This is a genomic window from Streptomyces sp. NPDC097617 (assembly GCF_044761485.1).
In the GTDB taxonomy this organism is placed as follows: domain Bacteria; phylum Actinomycetota; class Actinomycetes; order Streptomycetales; family Streptomycetaceae; genus Streptomyces.
On sequence record NZ_JBIWCL010000031.1, the window covers coordinates 47,994 to 66,826 of the forward strand.

18 protein-coding genes and 1 pseudogene are annotated in these 18,833 nt (G+C 72.8%); 8 read left to right on the forward strand and 11 right to left on the reverse strand.

Annotated elements, in window-relative coordinates:
* Positions 1-56: 56 nt before the first annotated feature.
* Complete coding sequence (locus ACIQZO_RS34755) at positions 57-908, forward strand: GNAT family N-acetyltransferase (RefSeq protein WP_403634256.1); 852 nt, start codon at positions 57-59, stop codon at positions 906-908.
* A complete protein-coding gene (locus tag ACIQZO_RS34760; RefSeq protein WP_403634259.1) occupies positions 905-1,849 on the forward strand; it encodes a lysophospholipid acyltransferase family protein in 945 nt (314 codons plus the stop codon). Before ACIQZO_RS34755 ends, ACIQZO_RS34760 begins: the two co-directional genes overlap by 4 nt.
* On the opposite strand, the gene egtD is transcribed toward ACIQZO_RS34760, so the two are convergent.
* The 4 genes from egtD to egtA are packed head-to-tail and all read right to left on the reverse strand — an operon-like array spanning position 1,732 to position 6,099.
* A complete protein-coding gene (gene egtD, locus ACIQZO_RS34765) occupies positions 1,732-2,706 on the reverse strand; it encodes an L-histidine N(alpha)-methyltransferase (protein WP_403634261.1) in 975 nt (324 codons plus the stop codon). The two genes, ACIQZO_RS34760 and egtD, sit on opposite strands and share 118 nt — an antisense overlap.
* The gene (gene egtC / locus ACIQZO_RS34770) at positions 2,703-3,461 is read right to left on the reverse strand and encodes an ergothioneine biosynthesis protein EgtC (protein WP_403634264.1); all 759 of its coding nucleotides are present in this window, start codon (positions 3,459-3,461) and stop codon (positions 2,703-2,705) included. Before egtC ends, egtD begins: the two co-directional genes overlap by 4 nt.
* Positions 3,461-4,789 (reverse strand): ergothioneine biosynthesis protein EgtB, encoded by a 1,329-nt coding sequence (egtB, locus tag ACIQZO_RS34775; protein ID WP_403634267.1) that lies wholly within the window; start codon positions 4,787-4,789, stop codon positions 3,461-3,463. The genes egtC and egtB overlap by 1 nt, the downstream gene beginning before the upstream one ends.
* Positions 4,786-6,099, reverse strand: coding sequence for an ergothioneine biosynthesis glutamate--cysteine ligase EgtA (gene egtA, locus ACIQZO_RS34780; protein ID WP_403634269.1), 1,314 nt, complete (start codon positions 6,097-6,099; stop codon positions 4,786-4,788). Before egtA ends, egtB begins: the two co-directional genes overlap by 4 nt.
* A 106-nt stretch (positions 6,100-6,205) precedes the next feature.
* On the opposite strand from egtA, the gene ACIQZO_RS34785 reads away from it, so the two are divergent.
* Positions 6,206-7,039 (forward strand): TIGR02452 family protein, encoded by an 834-nt coding sequence (locus tag ACIQZO_RS34785; protein ID WP_403634272.1) that lies wholly within the window; start codon positions 6,206-6,208, stop codon positions 7,037-7,039.
* Positions 7,040-7,181: 142 nt separating this feature from the next.
* Here ACIQZO_RS34785 and ACIQZO_RS34790 read toward each other — a convergent pair whose 3' ends face one another.
* The 5 genes and pseudogenes from ACIQZO_RS34790 to ACIQZO_RS34810 form a co-directional block, all read right to left on the reverse strand.
* Positions 7,182-7,646, reverse strand: a complete 465-nt coding sequence (locus ACIQZO_RS34790) for a type II toxin-antitoxin system PemK/MazF family toxin (protein WP_403634274.1) — start codon at positions 7,644-7,646, stop codon at positions 7,182-7,184.
* A gap of 64 nt (positions 7,647-7,710) precedes the next feature.
* On the reverse strand, positions 7,711-8,373 hold the full coding sequence (locus tag ACIQZO_RS34795; protein ID WP_403634276.1) for an O-methyltransferase: 663 nt from the start codon (positions 8,371-8,373) through the stop codon (positions 7,711-7,713).
* A gap of 54 nt (positions 8,374-8,427) precedes the next feature.
* On the reverse strand, positions 8,428-9,849 hold the full coding sequence (locus tag ACIQZO_RS34800) for an amidase (protein ID WP_403634452.1): 1,422 nt from the start codon (positions 9,847-9,849) through the stop codon (positions 8,428-8,430).
* A 207-nt stretch (positions 9,850-10,056) separates the two neighbouring features.
* Positions 10,057-10,653: pseudogene (locus ACIQZO_RS34805) on the reverse strand (alpha/beta fold hydrolase); the annotation flags it as partial.
* A 130-nt stretch (positions 10,654-10,783) separates the two neighbouring features.
* Positions 10,784-12,034: an MFS transporter gene (locus ACIQZO_RS34810; RefSeq protein ID WP_403634278.1), complete on the reverse strand. Its 1,251-nt coding sequence runs from the start codon at positions 12,032-12,034 to the stop codon at positions 10,784-10,786.
* Positions 12,035-12,347: 313 nt separating this feature from the next.
* Here ACIQZO_RS34810 and ACIQZO_RS34815 point away from each other — a divergent pair, with 313 nt between their 5' ends.
* The 3 genes from ACIQZO_RS34815 to ACIQZO_RS34825 all read left to right on the forward strand — a co-directional run bounded on the left by ACIQZO_RS34815 (position 12,348) and on the right by ACIQZO_RS34825 (position 16,396).
* Positions 12,348-13,442, forward strand: a complete 1,095-nt coding sequence (locus tag ACIQZO_RS34815; RefSeq protein ID WP_403634281.1) for a LacI family DNA-binding transcriptional regulator — start codon at positions 12,348-12,350, stop codon at positions 13,440-13,442.
* A gap of 161 nt (positions 13,443-13,603) precedes the next feature.
* Positions 13,604-14,803: a thiolase family protein gene (locus ACIQZO_RS34820; RefSeq protein ID WP_403634284.1), complete on the forward strand. Its 1,200-nt coding sequence runs from the start codon at positions 13,604-13,606 to the stop codon at positions 14,801-14,803.
* A 153-nt stretch (positions 14,804-14,956) separates the two neighbouring features.
* The gene (locus ACIQZO_RS34825; RefSeq protein ID WP_403634286.1) at positions 14,957-16,396 is read left to right on the forward strand and encodes an aldehyde dehydrogenase family protein; all 1,440 of its coding nucleotides are present in this window, start codon (positions 14,957-14,959) and stop codon (positions 16,394-16,396) included.
* 439 nt (positions 16,397-16,835) lie between these two features.
* On the opposite strand, the gene ACIQZO_RS34830 is transcribed toward ACIQZO_RS34825, so the two are convergent.
* Both ACIQZO_RS34830 and ACIQZO_RS34835 read right to left on the reverse strand, forming a co-directional pair.
* Positions 16,836-17,297, reverse strand: a complete 462-nt coding sequence (locus ACIQZO_RS34830; RefSeq protein WP_403634289.1) for a hypothetical protein — start codon at positions 17,295-17,297, stop codon at positions 16,836-16,838.
* 124 nt (positions 17,298-17,421) lie between these two features.
* Positions 17,422-17,910 carry an XRE family transcriptional regulator gene (locus ACIQZO_RS34835; protein ID WP_403634291.1) on the reverse strand — a complete coding sequence of 163 codons (489 nt, stop codon included), beginning with the start codon at positions 17,908-17,910 and terminating at the stop codon, positions 17,422-17,424.
* 247 nt (positions 17,911-18,157) lie between these two features.
* On the opposite strand from ACIQZO_RS34835, the gene ACIQZO_RS34840 reads away from it, so the two are divergent.
* Together ACIQZO_RS34840 and ACIQZO_RS34845 are read left to right on the forward strand one after the other, a co-directional pair.
* Complete coding sequence (locus ACIQZO_RS34840; RefSeq protein WP_403634294.1) at positions 18,158-18,412, forward strand: helix-turn-helix domain-containing protein; 255 nt, start codon at positions 18,158-18,160, stop codon at positions 18,410-18,412.
* A complete protein-coding gene (locus ACIQZO_RS34845; RefSeq protein WP_403634297.1) occupies positions 18,409-18,732 on the forward strand; it encodes a hypothetical protein in 324 nt (107 codons plus the stop codon). Before ACIQZO_RS34840 ends, ACIQZO_RS34845 begins: the two co-directional genes overlap by 4 nt.
* Positions 18,733-18,833: the final 101 nt, after the last annotated feature.

Genomic DNA, 18,833 nt, shown 5'->3' on the forward strand with positions numbered 1-18,833 from the left:
GGAGCCAGGCCACGCACCTGCGGGCCCGGCCCTCCGTGCCCGGATCAGGAGCCGCCATGACCATCGCACCCCTGTCCCCGTCCCCCCTCACCGTCCCGCAGCCGCCCCCCTCGGCCGCACCCTCCATCCGCCTCGCGCCCGCCAGGACCCTGAGCCCGGCGGCCGGCGCGCCCTCCGAAGGACCGCGCTACGCCGTACGCCTCGCCCGCGACGAGGACGAGGTCCGCGCCGCGCAGCGGCTGCGCCACCAGGTCTTCGCCGGTGAGCTCGGAGCCCGCCTGGACGGGCCCGAGCCGGGCCTCGACGCCGACGCGTTCGACGCGTACTGCGACCACCTCCTCGTCATCGACGAAGAGGCCGAGCAGGTCGTCGGCACCTACCGGCTGCTGCCGCCCGAGCGCGCCGCCGTCGCGGGCCGCCTCTACTCCGAGGGCGAATTCGACCTCTCGGCCCTCGCCCCGATCCGCCCGGACCTCGTCGAAGTGGGCCGCTCCTGCGTCCACCCCGACCACCGCAACGGCGCCGTCATCGCCCTGATCTGGGCCGGCCTCGCGCACTACATGGACCGCACCGGGCACAACTGGCTCGCCGGCTGCTGCTCGGTACCGCTCGCCGACGGCGGGATCCTGGCCGCGGCCACCCGGGAGACCGCCCTGACCCGCAGCCTCGCCCCCGAGGAGTACCGGGTCACCCCCCACCTCCCCTGGAGCCCCGAGGGCATCGCCTTCCCCGACCGCATGGAGCTGCCCCCGCTGCTGCGCGGCTACCTCCGCCTCGGCGCCTGGGTGTGCGGCGAGCCCGCCTCCGACGTCGAGTTCGGCTGCGCCGACCTGTACGTGCTGCTCTCCCTGCGCCGGACCAACCCGCGGTACCTGAAGCACTTCCGCTCGCTCGTCCCGGGCGCATGAGCGTCTGGCTGCCCACCTCGCCCTGCACCCCCGAGGCCTGCGCCGGCCACGAGGGGGACCGTGCGAGCGTCCCGCACGCGGTGCTCAGACTCGCCGCCGCCGTCGCCCTGATCCTGCTGGGGATCCTGGGCGCCCCGCCGGTCCGGCTGCTGCCGGCCGGCCCCCGGCACCGGGTGGTACGGGCCTGGTCGGCCGCGCTCCTCCGGGCCTTCGGCATACGGATCACCGTGTACGGCAGCCCGGGCCCCGACGGCGGCCGGCTCCTGGTCGCCAACCACATCTCCTGGCTGGACATCCCGCTCGTCGCCGCCGCCCTGCCCTGCCGGATGGTGGCCAAGAGCGACATCCGGGCCTGGCCGGCCCTCGGCCGCCTCGCGCGACAGGCCGGCACCCTGTTCATCGAGCGCGACCGGATCCGCGCCCTGCCCGCCACCGTCGAGGCCATCACCGGCGCACTGCTGGCCGGCGACCGGGTCACCGTCTTCCCCGAGGGCTCCACCTGGTGCGGGCGCGCCCAGGGCACCTTCCGCAGGGCCGCCTTCCAGTCGGCCCTCGACGCGCGGGTCCCCGTACAGCCCCTTCGGCTCACCTACCTGCTGTACGACGGGAGCCCGGCCGGGGCGCCCGCCTTCGTCGGGGACGACCCGCTGACCGCCTCGCTGTGGCGGATCGCCCGGGCCCGCGGGGTGCGGGCCGAGGTCAGGCTGCTGCCGCGGATCCCGCCGGGCCGGTACGCGCACCGGCGGGACCTCGCGGCAGCGGCTCAGCGGGCGGTCGTCGGGGTCACCACCGCCACCCCGGACCCGCTACCGGGCATTCCCGCTCAGCCGACCGGTCCGTCGGCGACCGACAGGGACAGCGCGAACCGGCCCGCCGCGTCCGTCCACCACTGGGTCAACTCCAGCCCGGCCGCCGCCAGCTCCTTGCGCACGCCCTCCTGACGGAACTTCGCGGAGACCTCCGTCAGGATCTCCTCACCCGCCGTGAACGGCACCACGAGGTCCAGCGCCCGGACCTTCACCGTCAGCTCGGACCGGGCCCGCAGCCGCATCTCGATCCATTCCCGCTCCCTGTTCCACACCGCCACGTGCTCGAAGTCGGCGGTGTGGAAGTCGGCGTCCAGCTCCCGGTTGATGACCGCCAGCACGTTCTTGTTGAACTCGGCCGTCACCCCCCGCGCGTCGTCGTAGGCCGCCACCAGCACGGCCTCCTCCTTCACCAGGTCCGTCCCCATCAGCAGCGCGTCCCCGGGCGACAGCATCGCCCGTACGGACGCCAGGAACACCGCCCGCTCCGGCGGCAGCAGGTTCCCGATCGTCCCGCCCAGGAAGACCACCAGCCGGGGCCCGGGGGAGTCCGGCAGCTGCAGTGCGCGGGTGAAGTCGGCCAGCAGGGCGTGCACCCGCAGCCCCGGGTGATCCGCGATCAGCGCCTCGGCCGCGCCCCGCAGGGCGCTCTCGCTCACGTCCACCGGGACGTAGGTGTCCAGCGCGGGCATCGCCTCGATGAGGTGCCGGGTCTTCTCCGAGGACCCGGAGCCCAGCTCCACCAGGGTGCGGGCGCCGCTCTCGGTGGCGATCTCCCGCGCCCGCTCCAGCAGGATCTCCCGTTCCGCGCGCGTCGGGTAGTACTCGGACAAGCGGGTGATCTCCTCGAAGAGCTCGCTGCCCCGCGCGTCGTAGAACCACTTGGGCGGCAGCGCCTTCGGGGTGTGGGTCAGCCCGTGCAGCACGTCCGTACGCAGCGCCGTCTCCGCGGCGTGCTCGTCGAGTGTCCGGGTCAACTGAAAGTCGTTCACGGGGAGTTCTCCTTGAGCGGGGTCAGTTCGATCCGTGTACGGGTGGCGGTGAGCAGGGTGCGGTCGGGCACTTCGCGCCACCGGGTGTCGTCGTCGTACGGCTCGGAGGCCACCACGGTGCGCCGCCGCTCCGTGTCGGCCAGGTACCAGAGCGAGTCGCCCCAGGCCGTCGCGGCGATCGTGGCGCCGTCCGTGAGGAGCAGGTTCAGCCGGGAGCCGGGCGCGGCCGTGGCCAGCTCCCGGACCGGTTCGGCGAGCGCGGTGCCCAGGTCGTCCCCGGCCCGCAGCCGGCGTCGGACCAGCGCCCAGATCAGCGCGGAGTCGGTGCGCGCGGCCAGCCGCAGCAGTTCCACGGGCGCCAGCGCGGCAGCGAGCGGGGCCGCGGAGTCCGGCCAGTTCCGCACCGAGCCGTTGTGGCTGAACAGCCACGGCCCGTCCGCGAACGGCGCCGCGGCCGCCTCCCCGTCGGCTCCCGGGTCCGTGGCGTCCCGTACGGCGGACAGTGCGGCCCCGGTCCGGACCACCCGGGCGAGATCGGTGAGGGTCAGGTCGCCCCAGATCGGCCCGGACCGCCGGTAGCGGGCGGGCACCGGGTCGTCCTGCGCGTACCAGCCGATGCCGAAGCCGTCGGCGTTGACCGTCCCGGAGCGCTGGCGGCGCGGCTCCCAGGACTGGCGCACCAATGAGTGCTCCGGCTCGATCAAGAGCTCCCCGAGCGCCACGACCGGTCCCAGATAGGCCAGATGACGGCACATCAGACATCCCTCGCAGTCCGGAATCCGGAGAAGATCTGCCGCCGCACGGGAAGGTCCCAGTTGCGGAAGGTGCCCCGGCAGGCCACCGGATCCACCGCGAAGGAGCCACCGCGCAGCACCTTGTGCTCCGGGCCGAAGAACACCTGCGAGTACTCCTTGTAGGGGAAGGCGCGGAACCCCGGGTACGGCAGGAAATCGGACGAGGTCCATTCCCACACGTCGCCGATGAGCTGGCGCACCCCGAGCGGGGAGGCGCCGGCCGGGTAGCTGCCGGCGCGCGCCGGACGCAGGTGCCGCTGGCCGAGGTTGGCGTGTGCGGGGGTCGGGTCGGCGTCGCCCCACGGGTAGCGGGTGGAGCGACCGGTCGCCGGGTCGTGCCGGGCGGCCTTCTCCCACTCCGTCTCCGTGGGCAGCCGCCGGCCCGCCCAGCGGGCGTAGGCGTCCGCCTCGTACCAGCTGACGTGCAGCACGGGCTCCTCGTCCGGCACCGGTTCGACCACCCCGAAGCGCCGGCGCAGCCACTGGCCGGCCTCCCGGTGCCAGAACAGCGGGGCCTCGATGGAGTGCTCGCGGATCTGCTCCCAGCCCGGCGCCGCCCACCAGCGGGGGTCGAGGTAGCCGCCGTCCGTGATGAACGCCAGGTACGCGGCGTTCGTCACCGGCGCCGTGTCGATCCAGAAGGGTGCGGTCTCCCGGACGTGTGCGGGCCGTTCGTTGTCCAGGGACCACGGCTCGGCGGAGGTGCCCATGGTGAACGGGCCGCCGGGCACCAGGACTTCGGCGGCCTGCGGCGGATCGAAGGGGGCGTCCGGCTCCGGGGCGGTCAGCACGGGCAGCCCGCGCCGGAGCTGATGGGTGATCAGCATGGTCTCGTCGTGCTGCTGTTCGTGCTGGGCGATCATCCCGAAGGCGAAGCCGTCGTCGAGGAGGGTGCTGCCCTCCAGCGGGGTCTTCTCCAGCAGGTCGAAGACCCGGCCGCGCACCTCGGCCGCGTACCCCCGGGCCTCGGCGGGCCCGAGCAGCGGCAGCTTGGGCCGCTCGGCGCGCGGGTGCTCGAAGGCGTCGTAGAGCGGGTTGATATCGGGCCGCATCGACTCGCGTCCGGCGACGCGGCGGAGCAGCCAGAGCTCCTCCTGGTTCCCGATGTGCGCCAGGTCCCAGACCAGCGGGGACATCAGGGGGGAGTGCTGGGCGGTGAGGTCCTCGTCGGTCACGGCGTCGGTGAGGCCGGCCGTCCGGACACGCGCGGCGGTGAGGGCGGCGGCCGCCCGCTCGCGCACGTCGGAGTCGGAGGGGGACCCGGTGGGTTCGGTGGGCGCGGTGGTCATCGGCGGACCCCCTTCCCGGTGAGCACCTGTGTGGATTCGTCGTCGGCCGGACATCGGCCGCGCAGTACGTAGCGTTCGGTGAAGGTGCCGACCGCGTCCTTGACGTGCGTGCTCGCGCCGAGCCGGGGCAGGGCCTCGGCGGCGGCCCGGAAGCAGGCCTTGGTGGAAGCCCGCAGCTCGGGATCGGCCAGACCGTGCCGGGCCGCCGACCGCCAGAGCGGATTGCGGGGCGCCGGCCGTGTGCCGTAGGAGTCGGCCAGCCCCTTGGCCACCCGGTAGGCGGTCTCGGCGGCCTCCGGATCGTCGAACAGCGCGTGCACGACGGCCACCGGCACCAGCCAGCCGTCGTCACCGGGCTGCGCGTCGATCATCCGCAGCTCCAGGTGGCCGCGCGGCCGGACGGGCGGGAAGAGCGTGCTCAGGTGGTAGTCCAGGTCCTGCGCGGTGGGCGCCCGCAGCGCGGGGTGTCCGCCCGTGCGCAGCCAGTCGCGGAAGGTCGTGCCGCGCGGGGTCTCCCACGGGCCGTCGTCCCCGTAGGACCGGACGCACATCACCTCGGTGTCCAGGGCCTGGCGCGTCCACCCGGCCCGGGGATCCGCGTCCAGCGGCGGGGCGAGTGCCCGCCGGGTGTCCAGGTCGCTCCAGATGCCCTGGCGGGCGCACCGCCAGCCGGCGTACGGGCCCTCGTGCGCGGGGGAGTTGGCGAACGCGGCCACCATCACCGCGCCCAGCAGGTGTGCGAGGCGCCAGCGCCGGCCGTGGCCGAGCACGCCCGGTTCCTCGTACCCGGCGTCCACGCAGACCTGCACGGAGGCGGAGGCGCGCATCATGGCCCGCCCGGCGGGGCCGGTGCGGTCGAAGTAGGCCTCCATCGCGTCGTAGCGCGGGCTGTGCAGCAGCCGGCGGTACGGGACGCGGGGATCGCGGCCGAGGCCGCGCAGGACCAGACCCCGGTCCAGCAGGGCCGCGCGTACGGCGGTGAGGTCGGCCTGCAGGTCGTCCACGCAGCCGGTGAGGGAGGTGGCGGGGGCCGAGCTGAGTTCGAGCTGGCCGCCCGGTTCGACGGTCAGGCGGGAGTGCAGGGGCAGTGCGCGGGCCGCGGCGTGGGCGGCGCGCAATCGTTCGGGGGGCAGTGGCTGCTCGGGTCGCTCGGCGTCCAGGACCAGCCATTCGAGCTCGGCGCCTATCAGGCGTGGCGGGCCGGTCTTGAAGCAGATGCCGTGGAGCAGTTCCTCGGCCTGTGTCTCGCTGATCGAGGGTGGTGGGGTCGGGTCGGGCGCGGGCGGTGGAGCGGATGAGTCCTGGGACATGACCGGGTCCTCGTCTTCTGTCGTCAGCCGTGCATCACCCGTGCCTACCCCTCCGCGAGGCACTAATTCCTTTGCCGTCGGGAAGAGAACGATGGAGCATGACGGCGTGAGCAGCAGATTGCGCGAGATCGCGCGGGAGAACACGCAGGTCCTGGCGGCCGGGGGGTACCGGACGCGGTCGGGGCGGCAGGTTCCGCTTGCCGCCGCCCTGGCGGAAGCCAAGGCCGGAACCAGGATATATGGACCAAACAGCGCGATTCCAGGCGGGCAGCCCACTTCTGGAGGCAGCGCGACGGTCGTCGAGGTCACGGGAGAAAGCAGCACGGTCGCCGCCCGCAGGCTCGCGACCGCCGCCCCGGCCGACCCGGATCCGGCTCCGGTGGCCGTCCTGAACTTCGCCTCGGCCCGTAATCCCGGGGGCGGTTACGTCCGCGGAGCAAAGGCCCAGGAGGAAGCGCTGTGCCGCGCCTCGGCGCTGTACGAGACGCTGCTCGAGGCCCCGGAGTACTACGAGGTCCACCGCGCGGAGCGCAGCACCTTCTACACCGACCGGGTGATTCACTCTCCCGGGGTTCCCGTTTTCCGCGACGATCGGGGCGAGCTGCTGGAGACCCCGTTCCGGGTCGGCTTCCTGACCTCGCCGGCGCCGAACGCGGGCACGATCCGGCGGCAGGAACCGGAGCGCGTCGCCGAGATCCCGGGGGCGCTGGCACGCCGCGCGGAGCTGGTCCTGGAGGTCGCGGCCCTGCACGGGTACCGGCAGCTGGTACTGGGCGCCTGGGGCTGCGGGGTGTTCCGGAACGACCCGGCCCAGGTGGCCGAGGCCTTCCGGGCACTGCTGGCGGCCCGCTTCGCCGGAGTCTTCGACCGGGTCGTGTTCGGCATCCTCGACCGCGACCCCACCACCCGCGAAGCCTTCGAACGAGCGTTCCCGACCTAGAGCGCACCGGGACCGGGGCGGGGCCCGGGTGGAGGCCGAGGGCGAGCCGGACCGGCCGAGCCCTCGCCTCGCCGTGATCGGCTCGGCATAGACCGCGCCCGGCGCCGAGATGGCGGCCGTGGACGCCGCCGAGAGGTGCGGGCTACTGCCAGCCGTACCGTTCGCGCAGGCGGGTCACGACCAGGTCGAAGCTGCCGCGGTCGAGTGCGCAGGCCTCGCGACGCATCCCCGATTCGTGCACCCGCAGTACCCGGTCCACGTCCACCCAGGACTCGCGACCGGTGCTGTCCCACGGACCCGTGCCGATCGGCACCCATTCCCGGTCGTGGTCGTGCCGCTTGCTCGACAGCTGTACGGCGAGCAGGGTCCGGCCGCCGGCCTCCCGGGCCACGACCAGTACGGGACGGTCCTTGCCGCGCCCGTCGTTCTCCTCGAAGGGGACCCAGGTCCACACGATCTCGCCGGGGTCGGGATCGCCGTCGGGATCCGGCGCGTACTCCGTCCGCACGGGGCCGATGGCGTGCGGATCGGCCTCCGTGGTCGCGGTGTCGCCGCCCCGCCCGGGCTGCTCGGTGTGGCCGTTGCTGTGGTGGGAAAGTGCCGTCATCCGGGTGAGGCTACTGGGTGCGGCGCCCCCGGCGGAGGAGGCGGGCGCGCGCCCGCGCCGCGGGTCAGTCGGTGACCAGGGCCAGGACGAGGCCGTCGTACCCCTTGCCGCCGACCGTCTGCAGGGCGGTGGCCGTCAACCGGGGGTGCTCGGAGATGAGTTCCGTGAAGCGGCGTACGCCCTGGACGCGCGGGTCGGGACTGTCCGCCTCGACCACGGCCCCGTCGCGCACGACGTTGTCGCCGATGATGAGGCTGCCGGGCCGGGTCAGCTCGAGCGCCCACCGCAGGTACGCGGGGTTGGACGGCTTGTCGGCGTCGATGAAGACCAGGTCGAACGGCGCCTCGTCGGCGAGCTGGGGCAGCAGGTCGACGGCGCGGCCGCGCCGGATCTCGACGACGGCGTCCAGCCCGGCCCGGGCGATGTTGGCGGCCGCGACCTCGGCACATCGCTCGTCGACCTCCAGCGTCACCAGCCGGCCGTCGGCCGGGAGCGCGCGAGCCGGCCAGATGGTGCTGTAGCCGCCCAGGGTGCCGATCTCCAGGATGCGGCGGGCGCCGCGGATGCGGGCGAGGAGGTGCAGCAGCTTGCCCTGGTTGGGGGCCACTTGGTGGCAGGGCAGGCCGGCGGCCTCGGAAGCGGCGGCCGCGGCGACCAGGACCTCGTCCTCCTCGACCAGCAGATCGTCGAAGTATGCGTCGACGGCCGTCCACGTCTGCTGAAGCATGGGTCGCTCTTTCCGGTGGGATGGCGCCTGCCGATTCCCGGCACTTGTTAGTTCCTAATTGGAACTTACGTGAGGGGGCGGCCGCAGGGCCGACCAGTCCTCCGCCGCCTCCAGTTGCGCGGCCAGTCCCAGCAGCAGTGGCTCCGAGTGTGCCGGGCCCAGGAGTTGGGCCCCCATCGGCAGTCCGTCGGCCGTGAGCCCCGCCGGGACGTTCACCCCCGGCCAGCCCAGGACGTTCCACGTCCAGGCGTACGGGCAGGCCGCGATCATCGCCCGGTCCGTGGCCATCGCCCCCAGCCCGGCCAGCGCGCCGATGCGCAGCGGCGGGGTGGCCGTCGTCGGGGTCAGCACCACGTCGAAGCGGCCGAAGATCTCGCCGACCCGCCGCCCCAGCACCGCCTCCGCCCGGCGCGAGACCCGCAGGGCGAGCCCGCCCAGCACACGGGCGGTCCGTACGGCCTCGTGCGTGCGCGGATCCAGCAGCGCGGGATCCGGCACCCGCGCCACCCAGTCCCGTACGCCGCTGGTCGCGCGGGGTACGAAGGTCAGGCCGATCGGGCCGTAGCGGGGGTCCTCCGGGACCACCTCGTGGCCCAGCGACTCCAGGCGCGCGGCCAGCCGCTCCACCGCCGAACGGATCTCCGGGTCCAGGGACTTGGGCGTCGCCGTGAAGGCCGTCCCGAAGGAGAGGGCGATCCGCAGCCGACGGGGCGTACGGCGGGCCGCCTCCACCGCGCGGATGGGCGCCGGGCGGTGCAGGTCCTCGGGGTGCGGGCCGCTCGCCGCGTCCAGCAGGAGCGCCGCGTCGGCGACGGTGCGCGCCAGGACTCCGTTGACCGTGAGCCCGTGGAAGGACTCCGGCTCCGGCCAGGTGGAGATGCGCCCGCGCTGTGGCTTCACGCCCACCAGGTGGGTCCAGGCCGCGGGGATCCGTACCGACCCGGCCCCGTCGGAGCCCAGCGCGGCCGGGACCAGGCCCGCCGCCACGGCGGCCGCCGAGCCGCCGGAGGAGCCGCCCGGCGTGTAGGCCCGGTTCCACGGATTGTGGGTCTGGCCGAAGGCCCCGCCCTCGGTGAAGGGCCACTGCCCCAACTCCGGCGTCTGGGTCTTGCCGACGATCACCGCGCCGGCCGCGCGCAGCCTTCGTACCGCCTCGCTGTCGGCGGTCTTCGGTGCGAAGGCTCCCGGGCAGCCGAAGGAGGTCGGCTCCCCGGTCACGTCCATGTCGTCCTTGACCGCGAGCGGGACCCCCAGCAGCGGCAGCCGCTCGCCCGCGGCCAGCCGCCGGTCCGCCGCGTCCGCCTCGGCGAGCGCGGCGTCGGCGCGCACGCTGCGGAAGGCGTTGAGCCCGGGCTGGGCCGCGGCGATCCGGTGGAGTGTCTCCTCGGTCAACTGCCGGGACGTGACCGTCCCTTCGGCGAGCGCTCCGACCATGTCCACCAAGCCGGAGGCCGTCGAGATAGCTGTATCCGACATCGCGAACCACTCCCCATTACCGATCGGTAGGGAGACCGTAGTGGGGAGTGGTCGCACAGTTCTAGAGTCCGCCCTCTCCAGAGCCGGCTCCTCCAGAGCCGGCCCTCTCTGGATCCAGCCCTCCAGGGAGGCCATGAACCCGTCGAAGTCGTCCCGGTGGATGGTGTGCCCGGCCCCCGGGACCGACCGCACCTCGAAACCGCGGCTCCCCAGCAACCGCGCCCGCTCCCCGTCGATCAGGGTGCTCGGGTCGGCGAGCCGTACGAGCGGGGGGACCACGGGCGCGGTCGGCATCAGGTCGGCGCCGATCAGCGGGGTGAGGTCACGGGCGGTCCGCTCGTCCCAGACCGCGAGGGTCTCCAGTTCGATGTCGACGTCCGCCTCCTCCCAGCGCGGACTCATCGCCCGTATCTGCTCCTTGGTCGCCGACTTGAACTGCGCGAACAGTTCCGGGCCGAAGCCCTCGGCGGGGGCGGCCAGGTGCCATGCCGGGTCGCAGAACACGGCCCGGGCCGGGCGCAGCCGGTCCACCGCGAGCGACAGGGTCAGGCCGCCGAGGGAGTGGCCGATGGCGAGTTCGGCGCCGGCCGGGAGGGTCTCGACCACGTCGTCCGCGTAGAGCGCGGGGCTGTACGCGCCGCGGCCGCTCGCGCCGTGGCCCCGCAGGTCCACGGCGATGACGCGGTAGCCGCGGTCGGCGAGGGCGGGGCCGACCCGGCGCCAGGTGCGGTGGTCGGCCATCATGCCGTGGATCAGGAGGGCGACGCGGTCGCCCTCGCCCCAGGTGTGGGTGTGCAGTCGCACGGTGGTGTTGCCTTTCTTGAGTGGCTCTCGACGTCCAATTTCGGTCGAGGTACGGACCAGGGCCGCGGGTGGGGTGAGGTGGGCCGAGTTGAGGTGCCGTGAGGTGAGGTGCGGTGAGGTGGCGTACGGCTCAGCGCACGCTGCGGATCGGCTTCACGGCCAGTGCCCCCGCCACGGCCAGCGCGGCCGCGACGATGAAGAGCGCGGTGTATCCGCGGCTGAGCGAGACGATGACCGAGGCGATGAACGGCGCGATGATCTGCGGTCCGGCATTGGCGATGTTGAGTACGCCCATGTCGCGTGCGGCGTCCTCGGCCTTGGGCAGCGCCATGGTCACGAGGGCGGTGTCCACCGCCATGTAGCAGCCGAACGCCAGCCCGTTGACCGCGGCGAAGCAGAGCATCGCGGTCCAGCTGGTCGACACGGCCGGGATGACGAGCGCGACCGCCGAGAGCAGCGCGGAGGCGCCGACGAAGAGCTTGCGGCGGTCGAACCGGTCGGAGAGGTAGCCGCCGAGGACCGTGGAGACGACCATCGTCACGCTGGTCAGCGGCATCAGCACCGCCACCGCCGCCTCCGGCTTCATGCCGTCGGGCAGCACGGTGTGGTCCTGGAGGATGTAGAGCTGGTAGCCGCTCACGGCGAAGTACCCGAGGACGAGCAGCGCCCGCCCGATGAAGACCCACCGGAAGTCGTGGTCGCGCAGCGCGCTCGTCAAGGCGGCGAGCTGCGCCTTGACGGGCATCGGGGCGCGCGCCGGTAGCCGCTGCTCGCGGCCGCAGGCGGTGAACAGGACGGCCGCGCCCGCCACCAGTGCGCCGAAGACGAGGTACCCGGTGCGGTAGTCCTCGGAGAAGGCCGCGCCGATCAGGGCGCCGAGGGTGGAGCCGAAGGGCAGGCCGAGCCCCACGGCCGCGGAGGCCCTGCCGCGGGCGTCCACGGGCACCCGGTCGGGGACGACGGAGGTGATGGCCGCCTGGTAGACGTTCATGACGGCCTGTCCGAGGCACCAGGCGATCGTGATCAGCAGGATCGTGTCGGCGAGGCCGAGCAGGAACATCGCCGGTACGGCGGCGAGTCCACCGCCGAGGATCCACGGGTTGCGCCGTCCGCTGCGGTCGGACAGGGCGCCGGCGACGGGGTTGAAGACCGTGGCGAAGATCGCAGAGACCCCCGCGATCAGGCCGAAGTTCGCGACCTCGTTCGCCGGGTCGATGTCCTCGACCTGGAGTGCGAGCAGGACTCCGGCCACGCCGATGTAGAGCGCGTACATGGCGCTGTTGCCGACGAGCAGCAGGGGCAGCAGGCCGCGCCGTACGGGGCCGGGAGGCGCGCCCGTGTCGGCGGCGGCTGAGCCGGTGTCGGGGGAGGAAAGGGCCACGGTGCCCTCCTGGGCAGATGCGGATGGACAGGGGTGGATGCGGGTGGACGAGGGTGGTGGAAGCGGTGCCGGTGCGGTGCGAGGTGCGGTGCGAGGTGCGGTGCGGGGTGCGCGCCGCCCTGTCGCGACGGCGGGGGTGCGACGGAGCGCGACAGGGCGGCGGCACGGCGGGGTACGGCGGTGACACATCGGCCGAAGGGGGATGTGACGCCGTGGTTACACGTGTCAATGACTCGTGTAACCACTGTGTGGCATTCGTTTCCGGCCATCCGCTAGCCCTGGGACGCAATCGGTCTGGAAAGATGCCACGGCAATGTCTCAGTCATCGAAATCGCCGAAGCCGCCGATCCCGGCCGCCGGATCGGCCCGCGGATCGGCTTCCGGATCGGCCGCGCGAACGGCCCCCGGACCGATCGCCCCGCCGCCCCCCGTTCCGACGAGCGCCGATGTCGCCCGCCTCGCCGGCGTCTCGCGCGCGACGGTCTCGTACGTCCTGAACAACGCGGAAGCCGTACGCATCAGCGAGCCGACCCGGCGCAAGGTCCGCGAGGCCGCCGAGGAGCTCGGGTACGTCCCGCACGCGGCCGCCCGCAGCCTGCGCGCCGGACACACCAGGATCGTCCTGCTGCCCACCTCCCACGTGCCGATCGGGCCGCTCTACAGCACCTTCCTCAACGAACTCCAGTGGGCGCTGCGCCGCCTCGACTACACCGTGGTGCAGTACGGGAGCCTCGGACTCAGCGGCGACGAAGCCGTCCGGGCCTGGGCGGAACTGCGCCCGGTGGCGGTCATCTCCCTCGGCGAGATCACCCTCTCCGCGCGCAACGTCGCCACCCTCAAGCGGGCCGGGGCCCGCGCGGTGATCACCATGGGGCCCGTCGGCGTGCCCGGGGCGCACGCGCTCGTCATGGACCAGCAGGAGGTCGGCGTCCGGGCCGCGGCCCACCTCGTCGAGCGCGGGCGCGCGCGGATCGGTGTGGTGGTGCCGGAGGAGGAGGGCCTGGAGCTGTTCTCCCTGCCCCGGCTGGCGGGCGCCCGCTCGGTCGACGGAGCCGAGGTCTCCGCCCTGCCGATGGCCTACTCCGAGGAGTCGGCCGCGGCCCTCGCGGCCCGGTGGCGCGGGCTCGGGCTGGACGCCGCCTTCGCGTACAACGACGAGTACGCGATGCTGCTGATGAGGGCCCTCCAGGACGAGGGGCTCCGCGTTCCCGAGGACGTGGCCGTCATCGGCGCCGACGACCTGCTGATCGGGCGGCTGCTGCGGCCCCGGCTGAGCACGGTACGACTGGAGATGCCGACCGGTGCCCATCTGGCCTCTCTCGTGGACCACGCGGTGCGCGAGCCCTCGGAGGTCACGGAGCGGCACGACCTGATGGCGGCCGCCGCCATTCCCCGGGAGTCCACCTGACGGTGCCCGCGCCCGGGGCGCCCGGGGGAGCCGTTGACAGGCGGTGACCTGCGGACGGAGACTGCGGGCGCGCCCCACCGGGCGTGCCCGGAGGCGTGTCCTGGTGCCCACACCGGCACCGACGCGCCACCGCCCGTACGGATCCGCCCAGGAGAGACCCCATGAGCATCCGCACCGTCCGCGACGTCTACGTCGTCGACGCCGTCCGCACCCCGATCGGCAAGTTCGGCGGCGCCCTCGCCGGGGTCCGGCCGGACGACCTGGCCGCGCACGTCGTGCGCGCGCTCGTGGACCGTACGCCCGAGCTCGATCCGGCGCGTATCGACGACGTCGTCTTCGGCGACGCCAACGGCGCGGGCGAGGACAACCGTGACGTCGCCCGGATGGCGGTGCTGCTGGCGGGGCTGCCGGTGAGCGTCCCCGGGGTCACCGTCAACCGGCTGTGCGGGTCCGGCCTCGAAGCCGTGATCCAGGCGGCCCGCGCCATCGCGCTCGGTGACGCCTCCGTCGCCATCGCGGGCGGGGTCGAGTCGATGAGCCGCGCCCCCTGGGTCGTGCAGAAGCCCGAGCGGGCCTTCCCGGCCGGGCACCAGCAGATGTGGTCCACCACCCTGGGCTGGCGGATGACCAACCCGCGGATGCCCGAGGAGTGGACCGGCTCGCTCGGCGAGGGCGCCGAACTCGTCGCCGACAAGCACGGCATCACCCGTGAGGCGCAGGACGCCTTCGCCCTGGACAGCCACCGCAAGGCGGCGGCCGCCTGGTCCGCCGGGCTGTACGACAACGAGGTCGTCCCGTACCCCGGCGGCGACCTCCTGCGCGACGAGTGCATCCGGGAGGGGTCCACGCCCGAGGCGCTGGCCCGGCTGAAGCCGGCCTTCCGCAAGGACGGCACCGGTACGGTCACGGCAGGCAACGCCTCCCCGCTCAACGACGGGGCCGCCGCCCTGCTGTTGACCGACGAGGAGGGCCTGGCGGCCACCGGCCGGGAGCCGCTCGCCCGGATCAGCGCCTCGGCGGTCACCGGCATCGAGCCCCAGCTGTTCGGCCTGGGCCCGGTGGACGCCGTGCAGCGGGCGCTCGCCAAGTCCGGCCGCGGGCTCGCCGACCTCGCCGCCTTCGAACTCAACGAGGCTTTCGCCGCGCAGGCGCTGGGCTGTCTCGCGGCATGGCCGGAGCTCGACCCGGCCGTGGTCAACCCGCGCGGCGGCGCCATCGCCATCGGCCATCCGCTCGGTGCCTCCGGCGCCCGGCTGGCCGGGTCGGTCGCGCACCAGCTGGCGGCGGCGGGCTCCGGCACCGGTATGGCGGCCCTGTGCATCGGGGTCGGGCAGGGCATCGCGCTCGTCCTGGAGCGCTGACCCCCACCCCACTGGCGCGTCGATCGTTTCCGGTCAGCGATCGGCCTCAACTGCCCAATAACTGAACAGAAGTGGAGCCTCCGGTCTGGCACGATGGCGCGTGCTGCCGCCCCCCCCGCCACCCCCGCCCATCCCCACCGGAGGCCCCGCGCCATGCCGCTCCTCGACCCGACGCTCTGGCAGGACGGACCCACCCTCACCGGCGGCGCCGCCCCGGTCGTCGAACCCGCTACCGGCCGCACCCTCGCCACCATCGACCTCGCCGCCCCCGCCGATGTCGCGGAGGCCGCCATACGGGCCCGCGCGGCGCAGCGGGACTGGGCGCGCGCCACCCACCCGGAGCGGGCGGCCGTGCTGCGCCGCGCCGGGGACCTGTTCACCGCCCACGCCGACGAGCTGCGGGAATGGCTGGTCCGCGAGTCCGGCTCGATCCCCGGCAAGGCCGACTTCGAGCTGCACGTCGCCGCGCAGGAGTGCTACGAGGCCGCGGCGCTGGCCTCGCGCCCCACCGGGCAGGTGCTGCCGAGCGAAGCGCCCCGGCTGTCCTTCACCCGCCGGGTCCCGGCGGGGGTGGTCGGGGTCGTGGCCCCCTTCAACGCCCCGCTGATCCTCTCCATCCGCTCGGTCGCGCCCGCGCTCGCCCTCGGCAACGCGGTGCTGCTCAAGCCGGACCGGCGCACCGCGGTCTGCGGCGGCCTCGCCCTCGCCGCGGTCCTCGCCGCCGCCGGACTGCCGTGCGGCCTGCTGCAGGTCCTGCCCGGCGGCGCCGCAACGGGCGCCGCGGTGGTCGCCGACCCGGGAGTCCAGGTGGTGTCCTTCACCGGATCCACCGCGGCGGGCCGGTCCGTCGGAGAACTGGCGGGCCGTCATCTCAAGCGCTTGCACCTGGAGTTGGGCGGCAACTCCGCCCTTGTCGTGCTCCGTGACGCCGACATCGGGTCCGCCGTCGCCCAGGCTTCCTGGGGCTCCTTCTTCCACCAGGGCCAGATCTGCATGACCGCCGGACGCCACCTCGTGCACGCCTCGCTCTACGACGAGTACGTCGAGCGGCTCGCGGCGCGCGCCGAGGAGCTCGCCGTCGGAGACCCGTACCGCGAGCAGGTCCACCTGGGCCCGCTGATCGACCGCGCCCAGCTGGACCGCGTACACGCGCTGGTGGAGGCCAGCACCGAGCGGGGAGCCAAGCTCGTCGCCGGCGGCACCCACCGGGACCTCTTCTACCGGCCGACCGTCCTCGCGGGCGTCGCCGACGACACCCCCGCCTACGCGGAAGAGGTCTTCGGCCCGGTCGCGCCCGTACGGTCCTTCGCGACGGAGGAGGAGGCGGTCGCGCTGGCCTCGGCGGGCCCGTACGGTCTCTCGCTCGGGATCGTGACCCGGGACGCGGCGCGGGGGATGGAGCTGGCCGAGCGGATCCCGACCGGGATCGCGCACATCAACGACCAGACGGTCAACGACGAGGCCGTCGCCCCGTTCGGCGGAGTCGGAGCCTCCGGCACCGGCGCCCGCTTCGGCGGCGAGGCGAACCTGGACGCCTTCACCGAGCTGCGCTGGACCACGGCGCGCAGCACCCCGGCCGGGCACCCGTTCTAGCCCGCCCCCTTTCGAGGCGGAATGCGCGGGACAGGTCGTTCGTTCAAGGAGCAGACGGCTCAATCAGGAGGTCTGGAAACCGTGGCTACAGTCGAGCTCACCAAGGAAGCGATCAACAGTAGCCGTCTGACCTGCGGTCTTTCTCTGACCTGCGTCGCAAACGACTTGGACCTTCCCGCGTCATCCCGCATTGCCCCGCATCGGCCCGTCTGACGCGCCTTCATGTTCCCACGGGAACAACGACGCAGTCGTGGGGTGAACGCTCGGATGGACTGCGCAGCTCAGGCCAATGATGAGGTGAGGCCCGTGGTTGGTGCTGCGGCCTTGGAGCCCAGTCCGGCCAAGACGGCCGAAACTCGCCCCTCCGCAGAGAGCCTTGACGTTCTGTGGAGGGGCGGAGTCGAACTGGCGGGGACCGCCTCCCGCCACGTCGGGAGCGCTAACAGGGGTCTCCGCATGCCTGCTCGTGTGTCGGGTTCTCTTGGTGAGTGGCGCGGGCTGGCATGCGGATCAGGTGCGCTTCCTTCGCTGGCTCCGCCGGGTGCGCAACGCGGGGGCGGAACGTCTCCGCGTACTGCTGGAGGGAGTCGCTGACGACCCTGTTGTAGTCGTCGGTCACTTCGTCGTGTTCGTCCTGGAGCCTGGCGCGGGCCTCGCGCTCCTCCAGGACGAGGTGGAGCAGCTGTCCCATCCTGGCCTCGGAGTCGTTGGCGGCGGCATTCAGGGCTTTCTCGCGCTGCGCGATCTCCGTCATGCGCTTGGTCATCTCGCCAGCGAATCTGGTCCGCTCGACGGCAGCCGTGGTGTGTTCCTGCCGGGTCTGCTCGGAGTGCTTCTCAAGCCACCCTCGCATGATGTGCAGGCCGAGCAGGGTGCAGGTCAGTGTGGGCAAGACGTTCATAACGACGAGCACCATCATCCGGTCGCTGATAGGGAGTCGTGGCCATAGAGCGACGGTGACCGTGGCGATCGCCCCTGAGATGACCCCACCGGTCCAGACGATGGCGGATTTACGACGCATCCTGCTACCTCCCCTGTCCCACGGCCTCCCCCTCGGCACCATTGCGGACGTCGAACTCGTTCTGCAGGCGGATGGCCTGGGTGACGCTGCTGACGAGCATGCTGCGAATCCCGGGCTCTGTGATCCCCCACATGTCGGCCGCTTCGTCGGGAGTCGGAGGCTGTGTGCGTGAAGTAGCAGAGGTTACATTCAACTCTGCGTCTTTTGGCCAGATTTGACGGGAGATCACCCCTGCGGAGACCAGGAGCGTTCGAACGTCCGCATTGAGCGTTCGAGCAATCGGTTCCAGTTGATGGGGCATTGGAAGGGTTTTTCCGTCGAGCATCCGGCCGACGGCTGAGGGGCTCATCGTTCCGATGTCGCGGGTGAGGATGGCTCGGCCGCCTTGGCCGGCTCGAATGTCGTATCCCGCCTTGATCGCTAGCTCGGCGACGATCTTGCCGAAACGCGCAGCCTTGGCTGCGCTGCTGGTGGTGTGATCCGTACTCCGCATACGCGGGAGGCTAGCGCGCGAGCATGCCAGTCGGGAGTGGCTTGCATGCGTGCAAAGGCGCAGGTAGGGGGCGTGCGAAGGCATCGTCGCAGCCGGGAGCCCTACCCACCCTCCCGGATCCCGAAATTATTCATATAAAACCACTCTTCGTGTCTGGCTTGCATGCGTGCAAGTCGTGACTCTACGTTGTGGCTTGCATGCAAGCCGTGCACGCATGCAAGACGTGGAATCACACAAGGGGGGTCCAATGGCAACGCCTCTGCGCTTCCGCGCGGATGTCCTCTCGAAGAAGGCCCAAGCGGTCGGCGACACGACGAACTTCGACATCGCTGTCCGCACCGGCGTCAGGGAGTCGACGATCTCCCGCCTCATGGCGGGGCTGACCATGCCGACCGTTGGGACGCTCGGGGCCATCGCCGTCGCGTACGGAACGACGCTCGACGACCTGGTCGCCGGCCTGGTCGCGAAGGTCCCGGTGTCGCGCACCGAGGAGGCGGCGTGAGCCGCCGCTCCTACTGCCGGTGCACGCGAGTCCGGAACTTCAACTACGAGCAGGCGGCCCGCAAGTTGGGCTGCTACCGCCGGTGGTTGGAAGACAACATCTCACGCCTGCCTCACCAGAAGTACGGGTCGGCGCCCGTGTTCTGCGAGTGCGAACTCGCTCTGATCCAGGAGATGCACTCGGTCATCTCGGACGCCGCCCTGGAACACGCTGCGGCCCTCGCCGACGAGCGCGGCCAGGCGGCAGAGCCCGAACCGGTGCTCTCCCTCAAGTCCATTCGCCCTGCCGGTGCGTCTCGACGCGCCCGTACCGCCTCCTAGGCGGCAGCTCCGGGGACGACGGGCCATGCCCGGCCTTGATCGCCGCCCCGGCGCCGCCAGGAACCTCAACCACTCGAAATCGAGGAACCGTGAGCAAGAAC

Excerpts from the sequence above, each read along its gene's own strand:
- ACIQZO_RS34755 (WP_403634256.1), top strand. The coding sequence starts at position 57 with ATGACCATCGCACCCCTGTCCCCGTCCCCCCTCACCGTCCCGCAGCCG.
- ACIQZO_RS34800 (WP_403634452.1), bottom strand. The coding sequence starts at position 9,849 with ATGTCGGATACAGCTATCTCGACGGCCTCCGGCTTGGTGGACATGGTC.
- ACIQZO_RS34790 (WP_403634274.1), bottom strand. The coding sequence starts at position 7,646 with ATGACGGCACTTTCCCACCACAGCAACGGCCACACCGAGCAGCCCGGG.
- ACIQZO_RS34835 (WP_403634291.1), bottom strand. The coding sequence starts at position 17,910 with ATGCGGAGTACGGATCACACCACCAGCAGCGCAGCCAAGGCTGCGCGT.
- egtB (WP_403634267.1), bottom strand. The coding sequence starts at position 4,789 with ATGACCACCGCGCCCACCGAACCCACCGGGTCCCCCTCCGACTCCGAC.
- ACIQZO_RS34815 (WP_403634281.1), top strand. The coding sequence starts at position 12,348 with ATGTCTCAGTCATCGAAATCGCCGAAGCCGCCGATCCCGGCCGCCGGA.
- ACIQZO_RS34830 (WP_403634289.1), bottom strand. The coding sequence starts at position 17,297 with ATGAACGTCTTGCCCACACTGACCTGCACCCTGCTCGGCCTGCACATC.
- ACIQZO_RS34840 (WP_403634294.1), top strand. The coding sequence starts at position 18,158 with ATGGCAACGCCTCTGCGCTTCCGCGCGGATGTCCTCTCGAAGAAGGCC.
- ACIQZO_RS34760 (WP_403634259.1), top strand. The coding sequence starts at position 905 with ATGAGCGTCTGGCTGCCCACCTCGCCCTGCACCCCCGAGGCCTGCGCC.
- egtA (WP_403634269.1), bottom strand. The coding sequence starts at position 6,099 with ATGTCCCAGGACTCATCCGCTCCACCGCCCGCGCCCGACCCGACCCCA.
- egtC (WP_403634264.1), bottom strand. The coding sequence starts at position 3,461 with ATGTGCCGTCATCTGGCCTATCTGGGACCGGTCGTGGCGCTCGGGGAG.
- ACIQZO_RS34795 (WP_403634276.1), bottom strand. The coding sequence starts at position 8,373 with ATGCTTCAGCAGACGTGGACGGCCGTCGACGCATACTTCGACGATCTG.
- ACIQZO_RS34825 (WP_403634286.1), top strand. The coding sequence starts at position 14,957 with ATGCCGCTCCTCGACCCGACGCTCTGGCAGGACGGACCCACCCTCACC.
- ACIQZO_RS34820 (WP_403634284.1), top strand. The coding sequence starts at position 13,604 with ATGAGCATCCGCACCGTCCGCGACGTCTACGTCGTCGACGCCGTCCGC.